This is a genomic window from Actinobaculum sp. oral taxon 183 str. F0552, from assembly GCF_000466165.1.
In the GTDB taxonomy this organism is placed as follows: Bacteria; Actinomycetota; Actinomycetes; order Actinomycetales; family Actinomycetaceae; genus Peptidiphaga.
Map to the genome: position 1 here is coordinate 19,868 of NZ_KE951418.1, position 22,000 is coordinate 41,867.

16 protein-coding genes are annotated in these 22,000 nt (G+C 69.6%); 9 read left to right on the forward strand and 7 right to left on the reverse strand.

Features of this window, described 5'->3' with window-relative positions:
• Position 1: 1 nt before the first annotated feature.
• The 4 genes from HMPREF0043_RS04030 to HMPREF0043_RS04045 form a co-directional block, all read right to left on the reverse strand.
• On the reverse strand, positions 2 to 1,129 hold the full coding sequence (locus HMPREF0043_RS04030) for an Mrp/NBP35 family ATP-binding protein (protein WP_021601605.1): 1,128 nt from the start codon (positions 1,127 to 1,129) through the stop codon (positions 2 to 4).
• Positions 1,130 to 1,290: 161 nt separating this feature from the next.
• Complete coding sequence (locus HMPREF0043_RS04035; RefSeq protein WP_021601606.1) at positions 1,291 to 1,872, reverse strand: DUF1003 domain-containing protein; 582 nt, start codon at positions 1,870 to 1,872, stop codon at positions 1,291 to 1,293.
• Positions 1,865 to 3,130, reverse strand: a complete 1,266-nt coding sequence (locus HMPREF0043_RS04040) for a magnesium transporter MgtE N-terminal domain-containing protein (RefSeq protein ID WP_021601607.1) — start codon at positions 3,128 to 3,130, stop codon at positions 1,865 to 1,867. The genes HMPREF0043_RS04035 and HMPREF0043_RS04040 overlap by 8 nt, the downstream gene beginning before the upstream one ends.
• Positions 3,131 to 3,133: 3 nt before the next feature.
• On the reverse strand, positions 3,134 to 4,627 hold the full coding sequence (locus tag HMPREF0043_RS04045) for an aminopeptidase P family protein (protein ID WP_040317816.1): 1,494 nt from the start codon (positions 4,625 to 4,627) through the stop codon (positions 3,134 to 3,136).
• 160 nt (positions 4,628 to 4,787) lie between these two features.
• Here HMPREF0043_RS04045 and HMPREF0043_RS04050 point away from each other — a divergent pair, with 160 nt between their 5' ends.
• Both HMPREF0043_RS04050 and HMPREF0043_RS04055 read left to right on the forward strand, forming a co-directional pair.
• Positions 4,788 to 5,621 (forward strand): PHP domain-containing protein, encoded by an 834-nt coding sequence (locus tag HMPREF0043_RS04050; RefSeq protein WP_021601609.1) that lies wholly within the window; start codon positions 4,788 to 4,790, stop codon positions 5,619 to 5,621.
• Entirely contained in the window at positions 5,618 to 6,235 is a 618-nt protein-coding gene (locus HMPREF0043_RS04055; protein ID WP_021601610.1) for a MarC family protein, read from the forward strand. Before HMPREF0043_RS04050 ends, HMPREF0043_RS04055 begins: the two co-directional genes overlap by 4 nt.
• A 3-nt stretch (positions 6,236 to 6,238) precedes the next feature.
• Here the strand turns inward: HMPREF0043_RS04055 and HMPREF0043_RS04060 are convergent, their stop codons facing one another.
• Positions 6,239 to 7,768, reverse strand: a complete 1,530-nt coding sequence (locus HMPREF0043_RS04060) for a DEAD/DEAH box helicase (protein WP_021601611.1) — start codon at positions 7,766 to 7,768, stop codon at positions 6,239 to 6,241.
• 474 nt (positions 7,769 to 8,242) lie between these two features.
• Here HMPREF0043_RS04060 and HMPREF0043_RS04065 point away from each other — a divergent pair, with 474 nt between their 5' ends.
• The 5 genes from HMPREF0043_RS04065 (at position 8,243) to HMPREF0043_RS04085 (ending at position 13,877) form a co-directional block, all read left to right on the forward strand.
• Positions 8,243 to 8,530, forward strand: a complete 288-nt coding sequence (locus HMPREF0043_RS04065) for a hypothetical protein (RefSeq protein ID WP_156897503.1) — start codon at positions 8,243 to 8,245, stop codon at positions 8,528 to 8,530.
• 29 nt (positions 8,531 to 8,559) lie between these two features.
• A complete protein-coding gene (locus HMPREF0043_RS04070; protein ID WP_051317425.1) occupies positions 8,560 to 9,969 on the forward strand; it encodes a glycosyltransferase family 2 protein in 1,410 nt (469 codons plus the stop codon).
• Entirely contained in the window at positions 9,966 to 10,610 is a 645-nt protein-coding gene (locus HMPREF0043_RS04075) for a hypothetical protein (RefSeq protein WP_021601614.1), read from the forward strand. The genes HMPREF0043_RS04070 and HMPREF0043_RS04075 overlap by 4 nt, the downstream gene beginning before the upstream one ends.
• A 128-nt stretch (positions 10,611 to 10,738) precedes the next feature.
• A complete protein-coding gene (wecB, locus tag HMPREF0043_RS04080) occupies positions 10,739 to 11,947 on the forward strand; it encodes a non-hydrolyzing UDP-N-acetylglucosamine 2-epimerase (protein ID WP_021601615.1) in 1,209 nt (402 codons plus the stop codon).
• A complete protein-coding gene (locus HMPREF0043_RS04085) occupies positions 11,925 to 13,877 on the forward strand; it encodes a DUF2334 domain-containing protein (protein WP_021601616.1) in 1,953 nt (650 codons plus the stop codon). The genes wecB and HMPREF0043_RS04085 overlap by 23 nt, the downstream gene beginning before the upstream one ends.
• 102 nt (positions 13,878 to 13,979) lie before the next feature.
• On the opposite strand, the gene HMPREF0043_RS04090 is transcribed toward HMPREF0043_RS04085, so the two are convergent.
• Positions 13,980 to 14,207, reverse strand: a complete 228-nt coding sequence (locus HMPREF0043_RS04090) for a DUF3107 domain-containing protein (protein ID WP_040317823.1) — start codon at positions 14,205 to 14,207, stop codon at positions 13,980 to 13,982.
• A gap of 211 nt (positions 14,208 to 14,418) precedes the next feature.
• Between HMPREF0043_RS04090 and HMPREF0043_RS04095 the strand changes: the two genes are divergently transcribed.
• Positions 14,419 to 17,643 (forward strand): ATP-dependent helicase, encoded by a 3,225-nt coding sequence (locus HMPREF0043_RS04095; protein ID WP_040317810.1) that lies wholly within the window; start codon positions 14,419 to 14,421, stop codon positions 17,641 to 17,643.
• Positions 17,640 to 20,957 carry an ATP-dependent DNA helicase gene (locus tag HMPREF0043_RS04100; protein ID WP_021601619.1) on the forward strand — a complete coding sequence of 1,106 codons (3,318 nt, stop codon included), beginning with the start codon at positions 17,640 to 17,642 and terminating at the stop codon, positions 20,955 to 20,957. The genes HMPREF0043_RS04095 and HMPREF0043_RS04100 overlap by 4 nt, the downstream gene beginning before the upstream one ends.
• On the opposite strand, the gene HMPREF0043_RS04105 is transcribed toward HMPREF0043_RS04100, so the two are convergent.
• Positions 20,947 to 21,891, reverse strand: a complete 945-nt coding sequence (locus HMPREF0043_RS04105) for a phosphotransferase (RefSeq protein WP_021601620.1) — start codon at positions 21,889 to 21,891, stop codon at positions 20,947 to 20,949. The two genes, HMPREF0043_RS04100 and HMPREF0043_RS04105, sit on opposite strands and share 11 nt — an antisense overlap.
• Positions 21,892 to 22,000 lie beyond the last annotated feature (109 nt).

Genomic DNA, 22,000 nt, shown 5'->3' on the forward strand with positions numbered 1-22,000 from the left:
ACTAGATCGGCGTCACGCCCAGGCCCCGCCCCGCCAGGCCTCGGGAGCGGTGCGCGAGCCCGTCGGCGATGGAGCGGAGCTCGGTCTGGGCGGGGGAGTCCCCCTCCTGGATGGCTAGGGGGACGCCGTCGTCGCCGCCCACGCGCAGGGCGGGTTCGATGGGCACCGTTCCGAGCAGGGGGATCCGCCGGCCGAGCCTCTCGGAGAGGACGTTCGCGACCGACTGGCCTCCGCCTCGCCCGAAGATCTCGTTTCTCGACCCGTCGGGCATGGCCAGGTACGACATGTTCTCGACCACCCCCACGACGTTCTGGCCCGTCTGCTCGACCATCTGGCCCGCCCGTTCGGCGACCTCGGCGGATACGGCCTGGGGGGTGGTGACGATGACGAGCTCCGAGTCGGGGATGAGCTGCGCGACCGAGATCGCGATGTCGCCCGTGCCCGGGGGCAGGTCGAGGAGCAGGACGTCGAGATCGCCCCAGAAGACGTCGGCGAGGAACTGCTCGAGCGCCTTGTGCAGGATCGGGCCGCGCCAGACGACGGCGGAGTTGTCGGGGAGGAACATGCCGATCGAGATGATCTTGACCCCGTGGGCGACCGGCGGGATGATCATGTTGTCCAGCTGGCTCGGCGGGTATTCCACGCCCATCATGCGCGGGATGGAGAATCCGAAGATGTCGGCGTCGACCAGCCCGACCTTCATTCCCCGCGCGGCCATGGAGGCGGCCAGATTGGCCGTCACCGAGGATTTGCCGACGCCGCCCTTGCCGGAGGCGATCGCGTAGACGCGGGTGAGGTTGTCCGGCTGGGCGAAGGGTATGACGCGTCCAGCCTGTCCGCCGCGGAGTTTGTTCTGCAGCGCCGCACGCTGTTCGTCGTTCATCGCGCCCATGCGGACGTTGACCCGCATGACGCCCTCCAGTTCGCCGACCGCCTCCCTGACGTCCGCTGCGATCGTGTCGCGCAGGGGGCACCCCGGAGTCGTCAGAAGGATCGAGACGGAGACCGTCCCATCGGAGACCTGGACGTCCTCGACCATGTCCAGGTCGGTGATGGGGCGGCGGAGTTCGGGGTCGATGACGCGCCCGAGCGCCGTGCGCACGTCATCGGCTGTAACCGCTGTAGCCATGCAGCCATCGTACCCGCTTCCATCGGGGAGGAAACCGTGGCGAATGCCGCACAGCCGGGCTCGGACGCGGAGGCGGGAACGGTTCCCGCGAGGTGCGGGACGCCCCGGTTTCCGCCCTTCGGAGTCGGCGGCGCGGACGGGCGCAGAGGGCCGGGCGCAGTTCAGTCGGGCTCGGGGGCGTCCGGCTCCCTGGTCGAGCGCAGCGCGTCGAGTTCGGCCTGCAACTCGGCGATCCTCTGGTCGCGTTCGTTCAGCCGCTCCTCGCGGTCGCGGTCGTACTCCTCCAGCGCCACCCTGAGCTCCGAGCGGACGAAGTCGCGCGTGGCGACCTCTCCGAGCCCCATGCGCAGGCTGGCGATCTCCCGGGTGAGGTATTCGGTGTCGGCCAGGTTGCGCTCGGCCCGCTGTCTATCCTGCTCGGCGATGACCCTGTCGCGGTCGTCCTGGCGGTTCTGGGCCAGGAGGATGAGGGGGGCCGAGTAGGAGGCCTGCGTGGAGAAAGCGAGGTTGAGCAGGATGAACGGGTACGGATCCCACGCGTAGCCCCTCGAGGCCTTCACGAGCAGCACGTTGGCGACCACCCACGTCAGGACGAAGACCGTCATGTAGAGGATGAACTTCGGGCTGCCCATGAACCGGGCCGTCGCCTCGGCGAAGCGCCCGAATCCGTCGGAGTCCCGTCCACGCCGCCAGTGCAGGCGGTGCCGGACCCCGCGTTCGAGGGGCTTGTCGAAATCAGACATGCTGCGCCTCCACCGCCTCGTCGGTCGCATCCTCGTCGGCGTCGCGCCAGTCCTCGGGCAGCAGGTGGTCCAGGACGTCGTCCACGGAGACCGCCCCGACGAGGGACTCGTCGTCCACTACGGGCACCGCCGTGAGATTGTAGGTGGCCAGCAGGCGGGTCACGGTGCCGATGCCCACGTCCGGGGCGACCCCCTCCACGTCGGTGTCCACGATCGTCCCGATCATCGCCGACGGCGGCTCCCTGAGCGCCCGCTGGATGTGGACGACGCCCAGGAACCGGCCGCACGGGGTCTCCAGGGGGGGCCGGCAGACGAACATGATCGCCGCCAGGGCGGGCGGGATGTCGGCGCGCCGGGCCGAGGCGAGGGCCGTGGCGATCGTCGCCTCGGGCGGCAGGACGATCGGCTCGGTCGTCATGAGGCCGCCGGCCGTGCGCTCCTCGTAGGCCAGGAGCCGGCGCACGTCCTCGGCCTCTTCGGGCTTCATCCGGTCCAGGAGCACGGCGGCCTGGTCGGTCGGCAGTTCGGCCACGAGGTCGGCGGCGTCGTCGGGCTGCATGGCGTCCAGGACGTCGGCCGCCCGGTCGACGTCGAGGCTGGAGAGGATGCCGATCCTGTCCTCGTCGCCCATCTCCTCCAGGACGTCGGCCAGGCGCTCGTCGGCCAGCTCGCTGGCCACGGCCTGCATGCGCGTGGCCGGCAGGTCGCGCAGGACGTCGGCGACGTCGGCGGCCCTGAGCTCGCCGATCTGGGCCAGGATCGCCTCGGAGCCCTGCTCGGCCGTAGAGTTCATCAGGCCGGTCACCTCGGCGACGGGGAGGGTGAAGGAGCGCTGCCCGCCCGCCGAGCGCTTCATCGTCCGCACGTACAGCGTGGACAGCTGCCACTGGCGCGGCCGGGTCTGCGAGATGGCCGCGTCCACCACGACGGCCTCTTCGTTCGTCTCGCGCAGGCGGACGTGCCTCTCCAGGAGCTCGGCCAGCACGAGGGTCTCGGCGGGGCGCTGCGAGAAGCGGCGGATGTTGACGAGCCCGGTGGTGATGACCTGGCCGTTGTGTATGGAGGTCACGCGAGTCAGGGGCAGGAACACCCGCCGCCTGCCCGCCACCTCGACGACGAGCCCCACGGCCAGAGGGTCGCCCCTGAGGCGGAAGAGGACGACGACGTCGTAGACCGACCCGACCTTCTCCCCGATGGGGTCGAAGACGGGCGTGCCGGCCAGGCGCGCCGCGTAAACCGTCTGGACGCGATGCTTCATCTTCTACCTCCCTGCGATGGCTGCCATCCATTCTTCGACGCCCGCTATCGTGCGCGGGATCCCCTCCGAGATCCTCTCCGCCCCGTCGGCGGTGACGACGATGTCGTCTTCGATGCGCACGCCTATGCCCCGCAGGCGTTCGGGCACCTTGAGGTCGTCCTCGCGAAAGTATAGGCCCGGTTCGATGGTGAAGACCATGCCGGGCTCGAGTTCGGCCTCCACGTACATCTCCCGTCGCGCCTGGGCGCAGTCGTGGACGTCGATGCCCAGGTGGTGCGAGGTCCCGTGCGGCATCCACCGGCGGTGGTACCCGCCGCCGGGGGCCAGGGACTGAGCCGCCGTCCCCGGGAGGAGTCCCCACGACTCCAGGCGTTCGGCGATGACCTCCATGGCCGCGTTGTGGACGTCGACGAACCGGCAGCCGGGCTCCTGCGCCTTCTCGAAGGCGCGGTCCGCGGCGTCGAGCACCGCCTGGTAGACAGCCGCCTGGTCGTCGGTGAAGGCGCCCGACACGGGAAGCGTGCGGGTGATGTCGGCTGTGTAAAGGGAGTCGAGCTCCACGCCTGCGTCCACGAGTATGAGGTCGCCGGGCGCGACCGGCCCGTCGTTGTCGATCCAATGGAGGGTGTTGGCGTGGTTGCCGGACGCCGCGATCGTGTCGTATCCCGTGCCGTTGCCCTCCTCGCGGGCCTTCGCCCCGAAGGCGCCTTCGACGACTCTCTCCCCCCGCCTGTGCCCGGTGGCGCGGGAGAGGGAGGCGATGATCGCGTCGAACCCCTCCCGCGTGGCGTCGACGGCCTCGCGCATCTGTCCGATCTCCCACTCGTCTTTGACCAGGCGGATCTCCGAGAGCGCCCTCTCCAGCTCGGCGTCGGCCTGCGCGGCGCCTTCGGCCAGCCCGGCTCTCCGGCGCAGCTCCTCCGCCTTCGCCTCGACTCCGGCGTCGGTCTGGGGCACGACGGCCAGTCCGACGTGGCCCTGCCCGAGATCCTTGGCCAGCGCGTCGTCGAGTCTGTCGATCGAATCGCACCGCAGCCCGGTGAGGGCGGCCATCTCCGCCAGCGAGGGCCGCGCCCCGACCCAGAATTCGCCGTATCGGGAGTCGGCGTAGAACTCCTCGGAGGAGCGCGAGGCGCGCGGGTGGAAGTAGAGGGTGGCCTCGTGGCCGCCCTCTACCGGATCGAGAACGAGCACGGCGTCGGGCTCGAGCTCGCCGCCCAAGCCCGTCATATGGGCGAAGGCCGAGTGGGCGCGGAACCGGTAGTCGCAGTCGTTGTTGCGCACCTTGTACCCGCCCGCGGGGAGGACCAGCCGCACACCGGGGAAGCGCTCGGAGAGCTTGGCGTGCCGCGCCGGAAGGTAGTCGGCCACGGCTGCGCGCTCGGGTCCGGGCGGACGCTCGCCCCAGTCGGATCCGATGAATTCCCTGAACGCTCCGTTGCTCGGCTGCTGCGAGCGGTTCGACTCGCGCCGCTCGAGATTCTGCTCTTTCGTCATGGACTCCATTCTGGCACCCGGATGCGAACGTGTGGCACGCGATTCTTGCCTTCGCGGGGAACGCCCGTGAAAACGGACGGGTAAGGCGTCCCGTTCCCGGCTCTCAGCCGGATCCGCGCGTTCGGGCGGTCCGCCGACGCGGTGCGTAGGCTTGTCATCCATGATCGACCTCCATACCCACTCGACCGCGTCCGACGGTCGCACCAGCCCCGGCGATCTCATGTGGGAGGCGAAGGGGGCCGGGATCTCGGTGCTCGGGCTCACCGACCACGACACCGTCGCCGGCTGGGCCGAGGCCGCGGCGCGCGTGGAGCCCACCGGCGTCGCCCTCGTGCGCGGCATGGAAATCTCGGCCAAGGTCCGCGGCGTCTCCGTCCACGTGCTCGGCTATCTCTTCGACCCCGCAGCGCCCGCCATGGCGCGGCATCGCGAGAGGATGCTCGACGCCCGCCTGTCCCGCGCCCGGGAGATGGTCGAGCGGATCGGCCGGGACTTTCCGCTGGAGTGGGAGGCGGTCGCCGCCGTCGCCGAACCGGGGGTGCCCGTCGGCCGCCCCCACATAGCCGACGCTCTCATCGACGTCGGCGCCGTCTCCAGCCGCGACGAGGCCTTCGCCCGCTTTCTCGCGCCGTCCTCGCCCTACTACGTTCCCCACTGGGCTCCCCAGGCCTGCGACGTCGTCGAATGGGTGGCGGACGCCGGCGGCAGGACGGTCCTCGCCCATCCGCACGCGCCGTCGCGGGGCAGGACGGTCTCCGCCGCCGACATCGGCGCCCTGGCAGAAGCCGGCCTGTTCGGGCTGGAGATCGGCCACCGCGACAACACGGATCTCGACACCTTGGAGAAACTGGCGGAAAGGCACCGATTAGTCCGTACGGGATCCAGCGATTACCATGGGTCCGGCAAACCGAACCGACTGGGTGAGAACACGACGGCCCCCGAGGTTCTCCGCGCTCTGGCTTCCGGCTGTTTCCTGGAGGTGATCCATTCGTGACCGGGTCCGACGGTCTGTTCTTCCTCTCGACGTTCACGACGGTGTTCGTGATCACCGATCCTCCGGGGAACCTGCCCGTCTTCATCTCCCTGACGTCGAAGATGACTCCTCACGAACGCAAGCGGGCCGCCTTCCAGGCGACGATGACCTCCCTGGGCGTCATGGCGGCATTCGGACTCTTCGGTCACTACATTCTGCGGGTCCTGGGCATCTCCGTGGAATCCATGCAGATATCCGGCGGCCTCCTCCTGGCAATCGTGGCGCTGCAACTCCTGTCGGGGCACGAGGAGGACCCGGGGGCGCCGGGATCGGCGAACGTCGCCATGGTCCCGCTGGGCATCCCCCTCATGGCCGGCCCCGGAGCGATCGTCGCGGTGATGATCGCCGCCCGGGAGGCTCTCGGCAAAGGGGTCGTCGGGATCCTCTGCGTCATCGCGGCGGTTCTCCTCGTCCACCTGATCGAGTGGGTGACGATGCGGTTCGCCAACCCCCTCCATCGGGTGCTGGGGGAGGGCGGAACGATCTTCCTGACCAAGATCTCGGGCATGCTCCTGGCGGCCATCGCCATCCAGCTCGTCATCAACGGAATCACCACGTTGGTCAGAAGCCTCTAGGCATCATTCGCTGCTGGGTTTGCGAGTCCGCTTGCGCTTGCGGTTGCGCCGCGGAGCGGCCTGCGGGTTGTCCTTGACGTTCCGCTTGACGTCGCGCGATCGCGCCGCCTTCGCCTTCCCGTCGCGCTTCCGCCCGGCCCCGCGGCCCCGCGAGCCCCGCTTGCCCGGCCTCCTGCCGGTCTCTCCGAGGTCCTCGATGTACTCGGCGTCCAGGCCGGCGCGGGTGCGCTGGTCCCGGGGGAGCTTGCCGGTCGCCTCGCGAGGGATGTCCAAGTCCGTGTAGAGGTGCGTGGACGTATGGTAGGTCTCCTCGGGTTCGCGATGGCCCAGGCCCAAAGTCTTGTCGATGACGGCCCAGCGGGTGAGGTCCTCCCAGTCGACCAGGGTCACGGCCGTTCCCGAATGGCCGGCGCGTCCCGTCCGGCCGATCCTGTGGATGTAGGTCTTCTCGTCCTCGGGACACTGGTAGTTGATGACGTGGGTGACGTCGTCGACGTCGATGCCGCGGGCGGCCACGTCCGTGGCGACCAGCACGTCCACCTTTCCGTTGCGGAAGGCCCGGAGGGCCTGTTCCCGCGCGCCCTGGCCTAGGTCGCCGTGGAGGGCCCCCGCGGCGAAGCCGCGTTCGCAGAGATCCTTGGCCAGGCGGGCCGCGGTGCGCTTGGTCCGGGTGAAGATGATCGTCAGCCCCCTGTCCCGGGCCTGCAGGATGCGGGCCACGACCTCGGATTTGTTGAGGACGTGGCAGCGGTAGACCAGCTGCCGGGTCGCTTTGACGGTCGCCCCGGTGTCGGCGGGGTCCGAGGCGCGGATGTGCGTCGGCTTGGACATGTACCTGCGGGCCATGGCGACGACGGGGCCGGGCATGGTGGCCGAGAACAGCATGGTGTGGCGGGTGGGCGGCGTGACGGCGAGGATCCTCTCGACGTCTTCGAGGAAGCCGAGGTCGAGCATCTCGTCGGCCTCGTCGAGCACCACGGTGCGCGCACGCCCCAGGTCCAGCGTCCGGTGCCTGAGGAGGTCGATGAGGCGCCCGGGCGTGCCGACGACGATCTCGGCCCCCTCGGCCAGGGCCTCCTGCTGGGGCTCGTAAGCGCGGCCGCCGTAGAGTTCGACGATCCTCACCGTCCGCTTGGCCGCGGCGTGGGAGAGTTCCTGCGCCACCTGCTTGGCCAGCTCGCGGGTGGGCAGGACGACCAGTCCCTGAGGCTTGCCCTTGGCGCCGTCCGGCAGCTCCTCCCACCCCTCCTCGCCCGGTCCCGCGACCGCTTCGAGCATGGGGATGCCGAAGCCGAGGGTTTTGCCCGTCCCCGTCTTCGCCTGGCCGATGATGTCGTTTCCCCTGAGAGCGACGGGGAGAGTGAGCGCCTGTATGGGGAAAGGATGGACGATCCCTCTGCTCTCCAAGGCTTCGACGATGGCCTGCGAAACGCCTAGATCCGCGAATGAAAGGCTTTCGGGATCCTCGGCGTGGTCGGAAGGAGCGGGCAAGCGGGAGCTCGAAGAAACGGTGGGTTGGTAGCGCGACGTCATTTAGTTTTCCTTTCGTACGTACTGTCGAGTTTCCACTTGAATCGCAGTCGATCGTAAAAGAATGTGCGGCAACGCCTGAGCCGGAAACTACCGAGATGACCGGTCAGCTTTGCTCATGTACAATTCTATATCATTCACCGGTGCCGTGTTCCGCGGACGTCGGATTGCACACCCGGAGGCCGGGAGGTACCGGGCATGCACTGCGACACGCGGATCTCCGGGCCGAACGCTCGGTTTCCGGGAGGGTTCCGGGTTTCGGCGGGGCGGCTTTTCGTTGCTGCGTCAAGGAAACGGGCGGACTCGACAGCCCGGTAGGTTACGCATGGGTATAATTACCCATGCGTAAGCCTGGCGATCGAGGTCCGAAGCGGGTAGCGTCGGAAACAATGGACATTTCCTAGAAGACATCTGGGATTTTCCAGAAATTCCGACTTGCTCACAGATCGGTTGTGGTACGTCATGCAATACTCGCCGTTGGCATCAGGCATCGGGCTCCTCATCGCAGGAAATGGACTGCCCGAGGGCCCTGGGCTTCTCCTCATCGCGCGAATCCTCTTGGACATCGCGGGTCTGTTCTTCATCGCCTTCGCCCTCTTCTTCGCCGTCGCGGACCTCTCCGGGCGGCTGCGGGGCATCAGTTCGGATGAGACGCCGGTGAGGCGTGGGCATTCGCCGAGACACCTGGCGCAGGTCTTGAGTCGGTATCCGCGCCACCTGGCTCGCGGTCTCAAGAGGTCGTCTTTCGGCGGGTCCAGGGAATGACTTCTCTTCTAGGGGGGTACCACAATTTCATGAATGTCACGCCGCGCTACGAAAGCGCCCGCCCCATCGACGTCTTGGACGCCTTGGGGTGGTGGGGCGCGCTCCTCATGGTCGTCACGGCCATCATCTACTCCGTGTCGATGCTCGTCGTCTCCCGATGCTCTCCGCGAGTCCGCAAGCGTCGCCGGCGATTCTCCGAATGGCTGACGAACAGCCCGATCAAGGCGGGCGACCTCGCCCGTCCCCGGATGGTCATCCTCGTCCCCTGCTTGAACGAGGCCAAGGTCATCGTCGCCAGCGTCGGGAAGCTGCTGGAGATCCCTTACCCCGAGGTCTACATCCTCGTCATCGACGACGGATCGGAGGACGGCACGGCCGACCTCGTCGACTCCATCGGCGACCCCAGGGTCCACGTCATGAGGAGGGTGCCCCCGAATGCCCGGAAGGGCAAGGGGGAGGCGCTCAACAACGCGCTCACCCTGGTGCGCGAGCGCTACCTCAAGGGCTCGGCCGGAGACGTGGTGATCGGCGTCGTGGACGCCGACGGCCGCCTCGACCCGCAGGCGATCACGGAGGCCAGGATCGCCTTCACCGATCCCAACGTGGGCGCCGTCCAGGTCGGCGTCCGGATCAACAACAGGCACCGCTCGCTCCTGGCGCGCATGCAGGACATGGAGTTCGTCGTCTTCACCGAGGTCTTCCAGCGCGGTCGGCGCCACATGGGAAGCGTCGGAATGGGCGGGAACGGCCAATTCGTCAGGCTCGCCGCCCTGGACGCCCTGGGCGACAAGCCTTGGTCGGACTCGCTGACCGAGGACTTCGACCTGGGCATCCGGCTCAACGCCACCGGATGGGCCAACGAGTACTCGTGGACCGCCAGCGTCCACCAGCAGGGCGTGACGCAGATGGGCCGCCTCCTGCGCCAGCGGTCGCGCTGGTTCCAGGGCAACCTGCAGGCCCTCAAGCTCCTGCCGATGGTCATACGCGAACACCGCGGGCGCTCCCGGGCCGACACTCTCTACCAGATCCTGGCCCCCTACCTGATCCTCGCCTCCTCGCTCCTGACGATCTCCTTCGCGATATCGCTCGTCATGTCGGTCACGTGGGCGATCCAGGGGGTCCCGCAGCCGTGGGGATGGCTGATCCTGGCCTACCTCCTGGCCTTCGGCCCGGGCATGGCCTACGGGTATATATACTGGCGCGTCGAGAGGGTGAACGGCTTCGGGCTGGTCAAGGCCCTGCTGTGCTCCCACCTCTTCGTCCTCTACGGGCTCCTGGGCTTCATCTCGGGGTGGTGGGCGATCGGCCGCATCGTCCTGGGGCGCCGCAGCTGGGCTAAGACGGCGCGTGAGAACGAGGAGCCCGAGGCGGTGCCGGCCCTCCAGGCCGAGGGTCTCCAGCTCGCCACCGTCGTCGCCTCGCCGGGGGCGCCGTCATGAGGCGACGACGCAAGGTCGTCATCGCCTCCGCGGCGGTCGTGGCCCTCGTCGCCGCCGCCGTGGTCTGGAAGATCGCGACTCGCAAGGACGACCCCTGCCCGGGCTACGACGTCGTGTACGACGGATACGGCCATGTCAGCTGCGAGGAGGGGACGGTCAAGATCCAACCGCGTTCGGCCGCGCGCAAACAGGACACCCACGCCGGCCTCGTGGTGGCCGGCGGCCAGTCTTCCGCGGGCAAAGTGGGCGCCTCCATGCAGACGACCGACCAGGTGCGGGATGGTCAACCCAACCCATGGGAAGTAGGATGGTTCCTGTGGCGTTACCAGGACCCCCAGCATTTCTACGCAGTGGTCCTCAAGCCCAACGGCTGGGAGGTCTCCAAACAGGACCCGGCCTATCCGGGAGGTCAGCGCTTTCTCGCCTCTGGGAAGACGCCCACGTTCCCCCTCGGGTCCAAGCACACGGTCACCGTCACTCCGATCGATGACGAAGCGGGCTTCCTCGTTTCCGCCAACGGGAAGGACCTCGCCAAGGTCGTCGACAAGGAACGGCCGTACAAGAAGGGGAGAGTGGCCCTCTACACCGAAGACGCGGCCGTGACCTTCAGCGACATACGAACGGGACGCGCTTCCCGCTGACTGCCGGCGCCCGGTCGGCCCCCGCGGTCCGACTGAGCGCATTCGGGCGTCCGCGACCCGATGCGCTCACGCAGCGGACGTTGGCAGATCTCATCACAATCGCACATCGCAAAGACAAGGAGTGAAATATGCCGTCGACTGCGGCGATCCGGGTGATGCTCGTCTACGGGACTCGGCCCGAGGCCATCAAGATGGCGCCTCTCGTGAAGGCCTTCGCACAGGATCCCCGATTCGACCCCCGCATCGTTGTCACCGGGCAGCATCGCGAAATGCTCGATCAGGTCCATTCCTTCTTCGACATCAAGCCCGATCTGGACCTCAACATCCACAAGCCCGGGCAGACGCTCACCCAGGTGACGACGCGGACCCTCCAGGGAACCGACGAGGCGATCCGGGGGTTCGCCCCGGATGCGATCGCCGTCCAGGGCGACACGTCGTCGGCCTTCGCCGCCGCCTTGGCGGCCTTCTACCACCAGAAGCCGGTTCTCCACGTCGAGGCCGGACTGCGGACGGGCGACATCGCCTCGCCCTTCCCGGAGGAGGCCAACAGGCGCCTCATCGGCCAGCTGACGGCGCTCCACCTGTGCCCGACGGCCGAGAGCAAGGACAACCTCCTCCGGGAGAACACGCCCCCGGAATCCATACGCGTCACCGGCAATACCGTGATCGACGCCCTCCTGGCGGCCGTCGAGCGTCCGGTGCCCAGCGGCGACGAGCGGCTCGACGCCGCCGTAGCCGAGACCTCGCGCCGCATGGTGCTGGTCACCGCCCACCGCAGGGAATCCTGGGGCGCGCCGATGGCCCGCATCGGGCGGGCCGTGGCCAGACTCGCCGATGCGTTCCCGGACGTCGTCTTCGCGCTCCCCGCGCACCGCAACCCCCAGGTCCGCGAGGCTTTGCTGCCGGTGCTGGAGGGGCGCGCGAACGTCGTCGTCACCGAGCCGCTGGAATACGGCGCGATCTGCACCGTCATGAACCGGTCCGACCTCGTGCTCACCGACTCGGGGGGCATCCAGGAGGAGGCCCCCGCCCTCTCGAAGCCCGTTCTGGTCCTGCGTGAGAACACCGAGCGCCCCGAAGCCGTCGAGCACGGGGTGGCGCGGGTCGTCGGCACGGACGAGAACCGCATCGTCGAAGAGGCGAGCATTCTTCTCAGCCGCGATGACGAGTACGCCAAGATGGCGCACGCCGCCAACCCCTACGGGGACGGCAGGGCGTGCGAACGGATCCTGGCTGCTACGGCATCGCTCTTCGGACGGGGAGAGCCCCTGTCCGATTTTGTCCCACATCGTCAACGAGAAAGGGATGTCACCAGTGAAAATCACGCAATCGTCTAGTCCCTCCGGACGGAGGGCGAGGATTGCCGCGACGGCTTTCGCGCTCTCGGGCGCGCTCGCCCTCTCGGGGCCCGTCTGGGCCGCCGGGGACAGCGACCGCGACAATAAGACGACCACCTCCAGTCAATCCGCTCAGAAGGACAAGGCGGCAGCGGGCAGCGATTCCCTGGTTCGCAACAACCAGTTGAAGGATCCCCCCGAGCCGGCCGCGGCGAAGAAGCGGGAGCTCCCGCTGAAACTGGACTCCAAATCCAAGGTCGACCTCGGCAAGCCCGCCAAAGACGTCGCTCCGACGAAGGCGGGCACTCGGCACCTGGCCGACTCCGTCCCCTCCCTGCCCGGCTCGGCCAAGACCTTCGGCAACTCGTCGGGGAAGTCGAAGACCCTCGTCCTGTTCGACACGTCGGGCAACTACGCGAACCTCGGCGAGATGTACGCCGTGGGCACCGCGATGCTCGCGTCCCACTCGGGGACCGTCACGACGCTTCCCGTCGCCGACTACAAGGCCGGTTTGGCCGGAGCCTACACCGGAGTCGCATACGTCGGATCGACCTACGACGAAAAGCTGCCGCGGGCCTTCATCGACGACGTCTTGACCGGCGACGTCCCGGTCATGTGGTCGGGCTTCAACATCTGGAAGCTCGCCTCCACCGACTCCGATCGGCAGGCCTTCATCAGCCGGTTCGGATGGGATGCCGCCACCTCGTACATCGATTCGGCCGACCCCGTCAGGTCCGTCTCCTACAAGGGGCAGACTCTGACGCGCAACAAGCTCAACAACAGCGGAATCCTCGCTCCCCACATCGTCGACTCCTCGGCGGTGAAGGTCCTGGCCACCGCGACCTGCGGCGAGACGGCCGCGCAGAACTGCGACAAGGTCGCCCAGACCCAGGGAAGCAGCTTCCCCTGGGCCGTCCAGTCCTCCAACCTCACCTACATCGGGGAGATCCCTCTGGCCTACATGGAGGAGAAGGACCGCTACCTCGCCTACGCCGATCTCATCACCGGCCTCGACGGGAAGAACACGGGGGCCGCCCAGCGCACCGCGGCCGTCCGCATCGAGGACGTCAGCCCCGAGACCACGGTCGAGGATCTCAAGCCGCTCGTCGACTACTTCGTCTCCGAGCGCATCCCGTTCCAGCTGGCAACAATCCCGCAGTATGTCGACGCCAAGGGCGTATACAATCAGAAGGTTCCCAATAAGAAGACCTTCAATGACAATCCGGAGTTGCTGAAGCTCCTCAAGTACGCCCAAGCCAATGGCGGTACTGTAATACAACACGGTACCACTCACCAGTATGAGAAGCTCAATAATCCATACAACGCGGTTTCCGGCGACGACTTCGAGTTCTACCGCTCCTGGTGCACGGACAAGGCGTCGGGCGGCCCCGCCGTCGATTGCAAGACGAACTCGTGGGTCCAACTGGTCGGGCCGCTTCCCAACGACTCGGTCGACTGGGCGCGCAAGCGTGTGGCATCCGGCCAGGCCGAACTGCAGAGGGTCGGGCTAGGCAAGTCGACCATCTTCGAGACGCCGCACTACGCCGCCTCCAAGAACGCCTACCTGGGCATGGACAAGGTCTATCGGACGCGGTACGAGCGCGTCCTCTTCTTCCCGGGGACCCTGGTCTCGGCCAACAGCGGCAAGTCTGGGCATTTCGGCCAGTTCTTCCCCTACACCGTCACCGACCCGAACGGAACGCGCATCCTGCCGGAGAACCTGGGCAACTACGAGCCCACCGACTACAACAACCACAAGGCGCGCCTCGGCGAGGACCTCGTCGCCAACGCCCGTGCGAACCTCGTGGTGCGGGACGGCAACGCCAGCTTCTTCTTCCACCCCGGCTATCCGGTCAGCGAGTTGAAGACGGCGGTCAGCGGAATCCGCTCCCAGGGGTATAATTTCGTCGCCGCGACTCAGATGAATTGAGCTGAAGGCGGGCCCACAGCCGTCCACGGGCCCGTCGGCAGCGTGCACGTTCGCGTGCACGGCAAGATGTTGGAGCCCCGGGGGAATCCGGGGCTCCAACGTTCAGTTCGTGAAGCCGAAGCCGACGTGGCGAGACTTGTCGGCGGCGGTCGTGACGTAGCCGAGGGAGTGGATGGGGACGATCACGCTCTTGCCCTCCGAGTCGGTGAAGACCAGGGGCGCGCCGGAGGAGAGGGCCTCGGCGACGGCGGACTTGACACCGACGGCGTCGATCGGGACGTCGATCTCCAGCTCCCGCTGAACGTTCTGGATGCCAATCAAGATTCTCATGCCGTACTCCCGTGTGTTGAGGCTGGACACGCCCGGACGGCGCGCCGAAACCAGCTTAGCCTGCGTGGAAGAATGCCGATCGATACCGCCCGGGGTGTTCATCTACGGCCGAAATCGGGAAGGCGCCGGGCGCGTTCGGCATGTCGGAGCTCCTCGGTAGGCTTCTACCGGCCGCACCCGCCGGGGGCGCGGCGTGCATGTGGAGGTGACGATGGCGAACGGGTCCGCGCCCCTGGACGAATTCCAGCGGTCGGCTCTGGACGAGTGCGCCCCGCCGTGCCGCGTGAGCGTGCTGGGCGCTCCGGGCACCGGCAAGACCAGGCTCCTGGAGGCCCTCGTCGCCCGAGAGGCCGCGGCGCCCGGCGGCCGCATCGCCGTCATCACGTTCGACCGCCGCGCGGCGGGGGCGCTCTACGACTCGATGTCCCTGCGGTTGGGGTCGCTGTCGGAGCGTGTGGGCGTCCACACGCTGACGGCCTTCGCCTATTCGATCGTCCAGGCGTACGCCCAGGCCGTGGGCCGGCGTGACCCCGAGCTCATATCCGGCCCCGAGGAGGACGCCCTTCTCGCCGAGATCCTGGGGGACGCGGACGCCCCGATCGAATTCCCCGAGTTCGTCACCGACGACCTGCGGGCCACGAAGGGGTTCAGGTCCCAGATCCGCGACCTGATCACCCGCGCCTCGGAGCTCGGATGCTCCTCGGGGCGCCTGGAACGGCTCGGGCGCCGGCTCGGCGAGCCCATGTGGGTGGCCGGTGCGCACGTACTCGACCTGTACGAGTCGGTGACGGCCGCACAGGACGCCTTCGCGGGATCGTCCCAGTCGCCGGACCGGCTCGACCACGCCCGCCTGGTCGGCGCCGCCACCGCCATGCTGCGCAACTGGGACGGCAACGTCTCCCGGGAGCCGCAGGCCCGGCGCTTTCCCCGTCCCCGCTGGGACTGGGTCCTGGTCGACGACGTCCACAACGCGCCCGGTTCTATCGTCGCCCTGCTCGCCGAGTTGGCCTGCGACGGCGCCTCCATCGTCGTGACGGGAGACCCCGACGCCTCGGTCCAGGGCTTCCGCGGAGCCCTCGCCTCCCTTCCCGGCGACGTCATCCGGCTCCTCGGATGCCGCCCGGTGCCGTTGCGGCGGCGCCACCGGGCGGGCAGGAGGATCGCGGGCCTCGCGGACAGGATCGCCGGGGCGATACGCGTGGGAGGAGGGGCGATCGCGCAGCGCGAGCCCGCTCCCGCGACGGGGGAGGACCTCCTCGAAGGGCGCCGTTTCGTCAACGGGGAGGAGGAGAACGCCTGGATCGCCCACACCCTGCGCGAAGCCCATCTGCTGGGCGGGACGTCCTACGCCGACATGGCGGTCATGACCCGCTCCCGCAGCGCCCACGCGGGCATCCGGGCGTCCCTCGTGCGCCGGGGGATCCCCGTCGGGCAGATCGGAACGGACAGGCCGCTGCGCGAGGAGCCCGCGGTCGCCGCCCTCCTCGACCTCGTCCGGCTCGCCCTCCCGGACCGCGACGGAGCGCCGGACGTGCGAGACGTCCTGGCCGGGCCGATGGTGGCGATCGACCCGCTGCGCCTGCGCCAGCTCGGCCGGACCCTGCGCGGATGGGAACTGGCCGGGGGAGGGGAGCGCGGCGAGGAGGCGCTCCTCGCCCTCGTCCTGGACGGCCCCGAGGCCGTCGAGCGGGCGGCCCCCCGGGGCGCCGACGACCTCGTCCGGGCGGCACGCCTCGTCGCGCGGATCCGGCGGGCGTACGAGAGCTCGCGAGGCCAGGCGGAAGAGGTCCTGTGGGCGGCGTGGGACGCCGCGGGCGTCGCCGAGGGATGGAGGCGGGCCGCTCTGGCGGGAGGCGTGGACGCCGACGCCGCGGACTCCTCCCTCGACGCCGTCATCCAGCTGTTCCGCGTCGCCCAGCGCATGGCCGACCGCGACGCCGCGGTGTCCGTCGAGGATCTCCTCCGCGAGCTCCAGTCCCAGGACCTGCCGCAGGACTCCATCGCCCGTTCGGGTTCGAGCGTCGAATCCGTCACCCTGACCACGCCGGCGGCCTCGATCGGACGCGAATGGGACATCCTCGTCATCGCGCAGCTCCAGGACGGACTCTGGCCCAACATGCGCCTGCGCGACGCCTTCACTCACACGAACCGCCTCGCCCAGGTCGTCAGCGGGCGCGACGTCGAAGGTCTCGACGAGGCGGAAGCCAGGCGCGAGGCCGTCGACGACGTCGTCGACGACGAGCTACGCCAGCTCCACCACGCGGTGACCCGGGCCGGCAGGCGGCTCGTCCTGACATGCGTCGACGGCGAGGGCGCCCGGCCCTCCCGCTTCTTCGACCTCATGGGCTTCGTCGAGCCGTCCGGCGAGACGGGGGACGCTTCGCAGTCGGCAGGCGGCTCCGAAGAGCGGGCCGGCCGAACCGCGGAGCCGAGCGGACGGGGGGCGCAGGGGCGCGCCGCCGGGGAGGGCGACGGCGGCGCGCCGATGCTCCGGGAGGCCGGACCGCTGCCGGCGCGGTTCGACGCCGCCGGCCTGGTCTCCTCCCTCAGACGGGACGCGCTCAGCGGCGACCAGGACGCCGCCGACCTCCTGGCGTCGCTCGCCCGGGCCGGATTCGCGCAGGCCGATCCCGCCCGCTGGCCGGACGCCCTGGACGTCACGGACGCGGAGGGACTCGCCGACGACGCGAGCGTGGGGGTGTCGCCCTCCCGTGTCGAGATTCTCCTGGACTGCCCTCTGCGGGGCTTCCTCTCCTCGATCGGAGGCGAGCCCTCCGACGATCGCAGGGCGGCCGAGATCGGCACTCTGGTGCACGCGATCGCCGAGCGGCATCCCGACGGGACGAGGGACGAACTGCTCGAAGCCTTCGAACGCGCTTGGCGCTTCCTCCCCGAGAGCCCGGGCACCGCCGAATTCGACCGCCTGCGCGCCCGGGCGATGGTCGAGCTGCTCGCCGCCTACCTCTCCGACTACCGCCTGTCCGGGGCCGGCCGCGCCCGCGTGGAGAACCCGGTGAAGGCGCCCGCGGGGGGCGGCGTCGTCCTGAGTGGGAAGATCGACCGGATCGAGCCGACGCCCGACGGATGGAAGGTCGTCGACTTCAAGACGGGGAAGTACCCGGTGTCGGCCAAGGCCGCTCAGGACAGCGTCCAACTCCAGCTCTACCAGTGGGCGGTCGAACAGGTCGAGGGCGAGGGCTCGACGGCCGGAGCCGATCTCGTCTATCTGGGCAAGGCCTCGCGCGGCGGACCGGCGATCCGCAGGCAGGGCCGCTTGGACGCGGAGAGCCGTGAGCGCGCCCGCCAGCGCATCCACGCGGCTGCGGGCCTCCTGCGCGGAGGGGAGTTCGCCGCCGTCTCCTCGGAGGAGAACTGCCGCACCTGCCGCTTCGCCAAGGTCTGCCCGGCCCGCAACGAGGGGAGGATGTTCTCGTGACCTCCTACGAGGCGATCATGCGTGCGGTCAACCCCGCCTTCCCTCCCACCGGCGAACAGCGCCTCGTCATCGAAAGCGACGCGCCGGCGATCCTCGTCGTCGCCGGCGCGGGATCCGGCAAGACGGCGACGATGGCCAACCGCATCGCCTACCACGTCGCGCGCGGCGTCGTCCGCCCCGACGAGGTCCTCGGACTCACCTTCACCCGCAAAGCCGCCGGGGAGCTCGCCCTGCGGGTGGAATCCTCCCTGGCCGCCGTCCGCCGGGCCGGGCTCATGCCCGCCGCCCCGGAGGACGGCCGTGCCCGCCGGTCGATCCTGGAACGGGCCACCGTCTCGACGTACAACGCCTTCGCCTCCGACATCGCGCAGGCCCACGGCATGCTCGTGGGAGGCGATCCCTCGGCGCGTCTGATCACCGAGGCGGAGCGGTGGCAGGTCATGTCGGACGTCGTCGCCTCCTCCTCCGTCGACCCGGACGTCGCCGGAACGGCGTCCCCCGCCCGCATCGTCGAGGTGAGCCTCGCCCTCGCGGCCGGACTGATAGACAACGGCCTGACCGTGGACCGGGCGCGGGACTTCTTCCACCGGGAGGCGGCCGCATTCCGACGCCTGGCCGCCGATCGCCGGCGTTTCTCGGGGATGCCGGAGGTCTCACGCGACTGGTCGAAGGTCAAAGACACCTCCTTCTCCCTCCAGATCGCCTGCCTGCCCATCGTCGAAGCCTACTTCGAGCGCAAGCGAAGCGAGGGGATCGTCGAATTCGCCGACCAGGTCGCGACGGCCGCAGCCCTCGTGCGGGCCCACCCCGCCATCGGACGCGACATCGCCGCCAGATACCGGCTCGTCCTCCTCGACGAATACCAGGACACCTCCGTCGGCCAGGCGGAGTTCCTCACCTCGGCGCTGGCGCCCGAGGGAATGCCGGGCCGGTCCGTGTGTGCGGTGGGGGACCCCAACCAGGCCATCTACGGGTGGCGCGGGGCCAGCTCCAACGCCCTGGCCGACTTCGCCCGCCGTTTCGGCGCGCGCCTGGGAGGGACGACGCAGCTGTCCCTGTCCACGTCGTTCCGCTCCGACCGGGCGATCCTCGACGCCGCCAACGCAGTGGCGTCCGGCCTGAAAGCCGAAGGGGTCGAGGTGAAGAGGCTGACCGCTCGGACCGGGGCCGGACCGGGGCGCGTCGCCGAAGTCCGCGCAGAATCGCGCGACGACTCCTACCGGGCCGTCGCGCGCAGGATCCGGGAGGTGACATCCGAGGCGTCCGCGGAAGGCAGACAGGCGGAGATAGCCGTGCTGTGCCGGAAACGCTCCTACATGGACCCGATGGCCGAGTCCCTGCGCGAGTTGGGCGTGCCCTACGAGATCGTCGGAGGGGAGAGCCTGGTCATGCGCCCCGAGATCCTCACGGTGCGCGCGGCCCTGGGCGTAGCCGTCAACCCCGCCCGCAACGACCTGCTCCTGCGCCTGCTGACGCTGTGGGGGATCGGCGCCTCGGATCTGCGCGCCCTCCACGCCTGGTCCGTCGAGCTCGCCCGGAAACAGACGGAGCGGACCGGGCTCGATCCCAGGAGCGAGGCCAGCCTGGTCGAAGCCCTCGCCGATCTGCCCGAGGGGTGCCGCTTCACCGTTCCAGCCCGCGAACGCCTGGCCGCCGTCGCCGCGATCCTGGAGCGCCTGCGCTCCTGCGTGCACCTGCCGCTCGACGAGCTCATAGCGCACTGCGTCTCGATCCTGGGGCTGGAGGTCGCCTCGGCCGGCTCGCAGCGGGTCAAGACCTCCATCGACTCCTTCATCGCGCTCGGACGCGACTACCAGGATCAGCATCCGGGAAGCGGCCTGGCGGAGTTCGCCGCCTGGCTCGACATGGTCGACCGCCACGAACACGGCGGGGAGGGGGAGTCCGGCGTCGACGAGCTCCCGGTCGACGACGTCGACGTCCATCCGGGCGTCGTCCAGATCATGACGGTCCACGCGGCGAAGGGCCTCGAATGGCGCGACCTCGTCGCGGTCCCCGAACTCGTCGAAGGCCAGTTCGCGCCCCGGGAGTCCGGACTGAGCTCGTGGGTGAGCGACGCGGGGATCTTCCCCTTCCCCCTGCGCAGGGATGCCGCCCACCTGCCCGCCTTCCGTGCGGCCGACCACGAGGGCAAGATCGAAGCCGGACAGGCCTACCACCGCTTCCTGCGGGAGGATCTGCCCGAGCACGAGAGCCGGGAGGCCAGGCGTCTGGCGTACGTGGCCTTCACCCGGCCGACCGAGGAACTGCTGCTCGCCGGGTACTCGCGGCGCGACGGCCGCGACGTCGCCCGATCCGCCTTCCTGGAGGACGTCCGGCGCCGGACGGCGGCGGTCCCCGCCGCAGGCGCCGCGTCCGGATCGCCGGAGGAATCCCCCGCTCCCGGCCCGCCCGACCCCGCGGCGCCGGGGTCTGCGGAGGGCGGGTCCTCCCCGAGCTCCGGCCCCTCCCTCGCTCCCGGCTGCACACCGAGGGGCCGCGATGAGCAGCCCGGCGCGGTCCCCGACTACTCTGGGCGCCCCTTGTGGCCGACGGACGTCCTGCGCGTTCCGAGCGCCGCCCGGCTCGCCGAGGGTCGGGACGGCCGCGCCGGGACGCGGGCCGAGAGCCGAGCGGACCGCGCGCACGCGGTGCGGATGCTCATCGCCGAGAAGGTCGAGGGCACCCGGGAGCACACGAGGCGGCGGCCCTACATGACCGCCACCGAAGTCGTCCACATGGCCGAGGACCCCGAAGGCTTCCTCGCCCAGCAGCGGCGGCCGATCCCCCGCCGGCCCAGCCGCGCGGCGCGCACGGGCACCGAACTGCACGCCAGGATAGCCGAGTTCTACGAGCGTCCGGCCACCCTCGACGTGGACGCCGTCCTGAGCGCCGCCGAACAGCCCGTGGACCAGGACGCCGTCACCCGCGAGGAGGAGAGGAGGATGCTCGGCGTCTTCGAGGCCAGCAGGTGGGCGGCACTGTCCCCCTTGGCGATCGAGGAGGGCCTGGCCGTCGTCGTCGGCGGACGGATCGTGCGATGCACGGTCGACGCCGTCTTCGACACGAGCGCGCAGCCCGACCTGCCCGACGTGACGATCGTCGACTGGAAGACGGGAAGGCGCCCGGACGCCGCCGGTCTGGCCTCACGCGAGCTCCAGCTGGCCATCTACCGGATCGCCTGGGCCAAGGCCCACGGCACGCCCCTGCAATCCGTCGGCGCCTGCTTCGTCTACCTGCGCGACGGCGGAACCCTGATGGCCGGCGACCTCGACGAGCAGCAGATCGCCGCCCGCATGGACGAACTCAGTCGGTGACGCTCCAGGCCAGGCCCGCCCTCAACTCGGGGTCGGCCTCGATCTGGCGGGCGAGTTCGTCCAGCATCCCGTGGGCCTCCGTCTCGACGTCCGGATTGTGGGTGCGGATGCCGTGCATGAGCCACCGGGGAATGGCCAACTCCGACATGAGGAGCATGCGCGTGTACATCGCGTCGTCGAGTTCGAGGTCCCGGGTGTTCTCGTAGGAGTCGATGGCCGAGGCGTAGGCCCTCTCCGGCAGGGAGAGGAAGGGCGAGAGGTCGAGCGCCGGATCGGCCACCTTCGCCTGGCCGAAGCCCACGACGGTCGCGATGCCGTTGCTGGACCACAGGAAGTTCTCCGCGTCCACGTCCCCGTGGACGACCACCCCTTCGAACTGCCAGAGCCGGGAGTCCTCCAGCGCCTCGTCCCACCGTCGGCGGAGAATCGCCGGCAGGGGGCTCGCGGCGTCGACGTCGTGCAGCTCGGCCGAGACGCGAGCCCTCCACTCTTCGGCGCTGTAGACTGGAAGCCCCGCGTCGGCGATCACGTCGGGCTCCAGCGCGTGGATCGCCGCAAGGGTCCGCCCGAGCTCCCGCGCGTCGGCGGCGGACATCTCATCCCAGCCCAGGACCCGCCCGAAGGGTTCGGGGAAGACGAGCGCCCGGCCCCCGGTGGCGGCGTTGGCGAAGCCTGCGGGGCGCACGATGTCGAAGGGCAGGTTGCCTCGGCGGAGCTCGTCGAGGAGAAGGGGGGCGAGCGCGGCCTCGGCCTCGATGAGCGTCGAGGCGTGTGAGTTCTTGGGGCACTTGACCACCCAGTGCCGTCCGTTGGCGTCCAGGACGCCCCCGGCGACGTAGTCGTCCGAGTCCGTGAAGGGCGGGCGCGTCCCGACTGCGTCGAGCCCGTCGATCGCGGCGACGGCCAGTGCCGCAAGATACAGAGAGTTACTCACCTTCCAAACCTACGACGGATACGAAGCGGGGAGAAGCCTCACACTCCGGGCGGGTGCCGCCCGCGCCGTCGGCGCGGCCCCGAGGCGGCCCCGTGCGGCGGAGACCGGA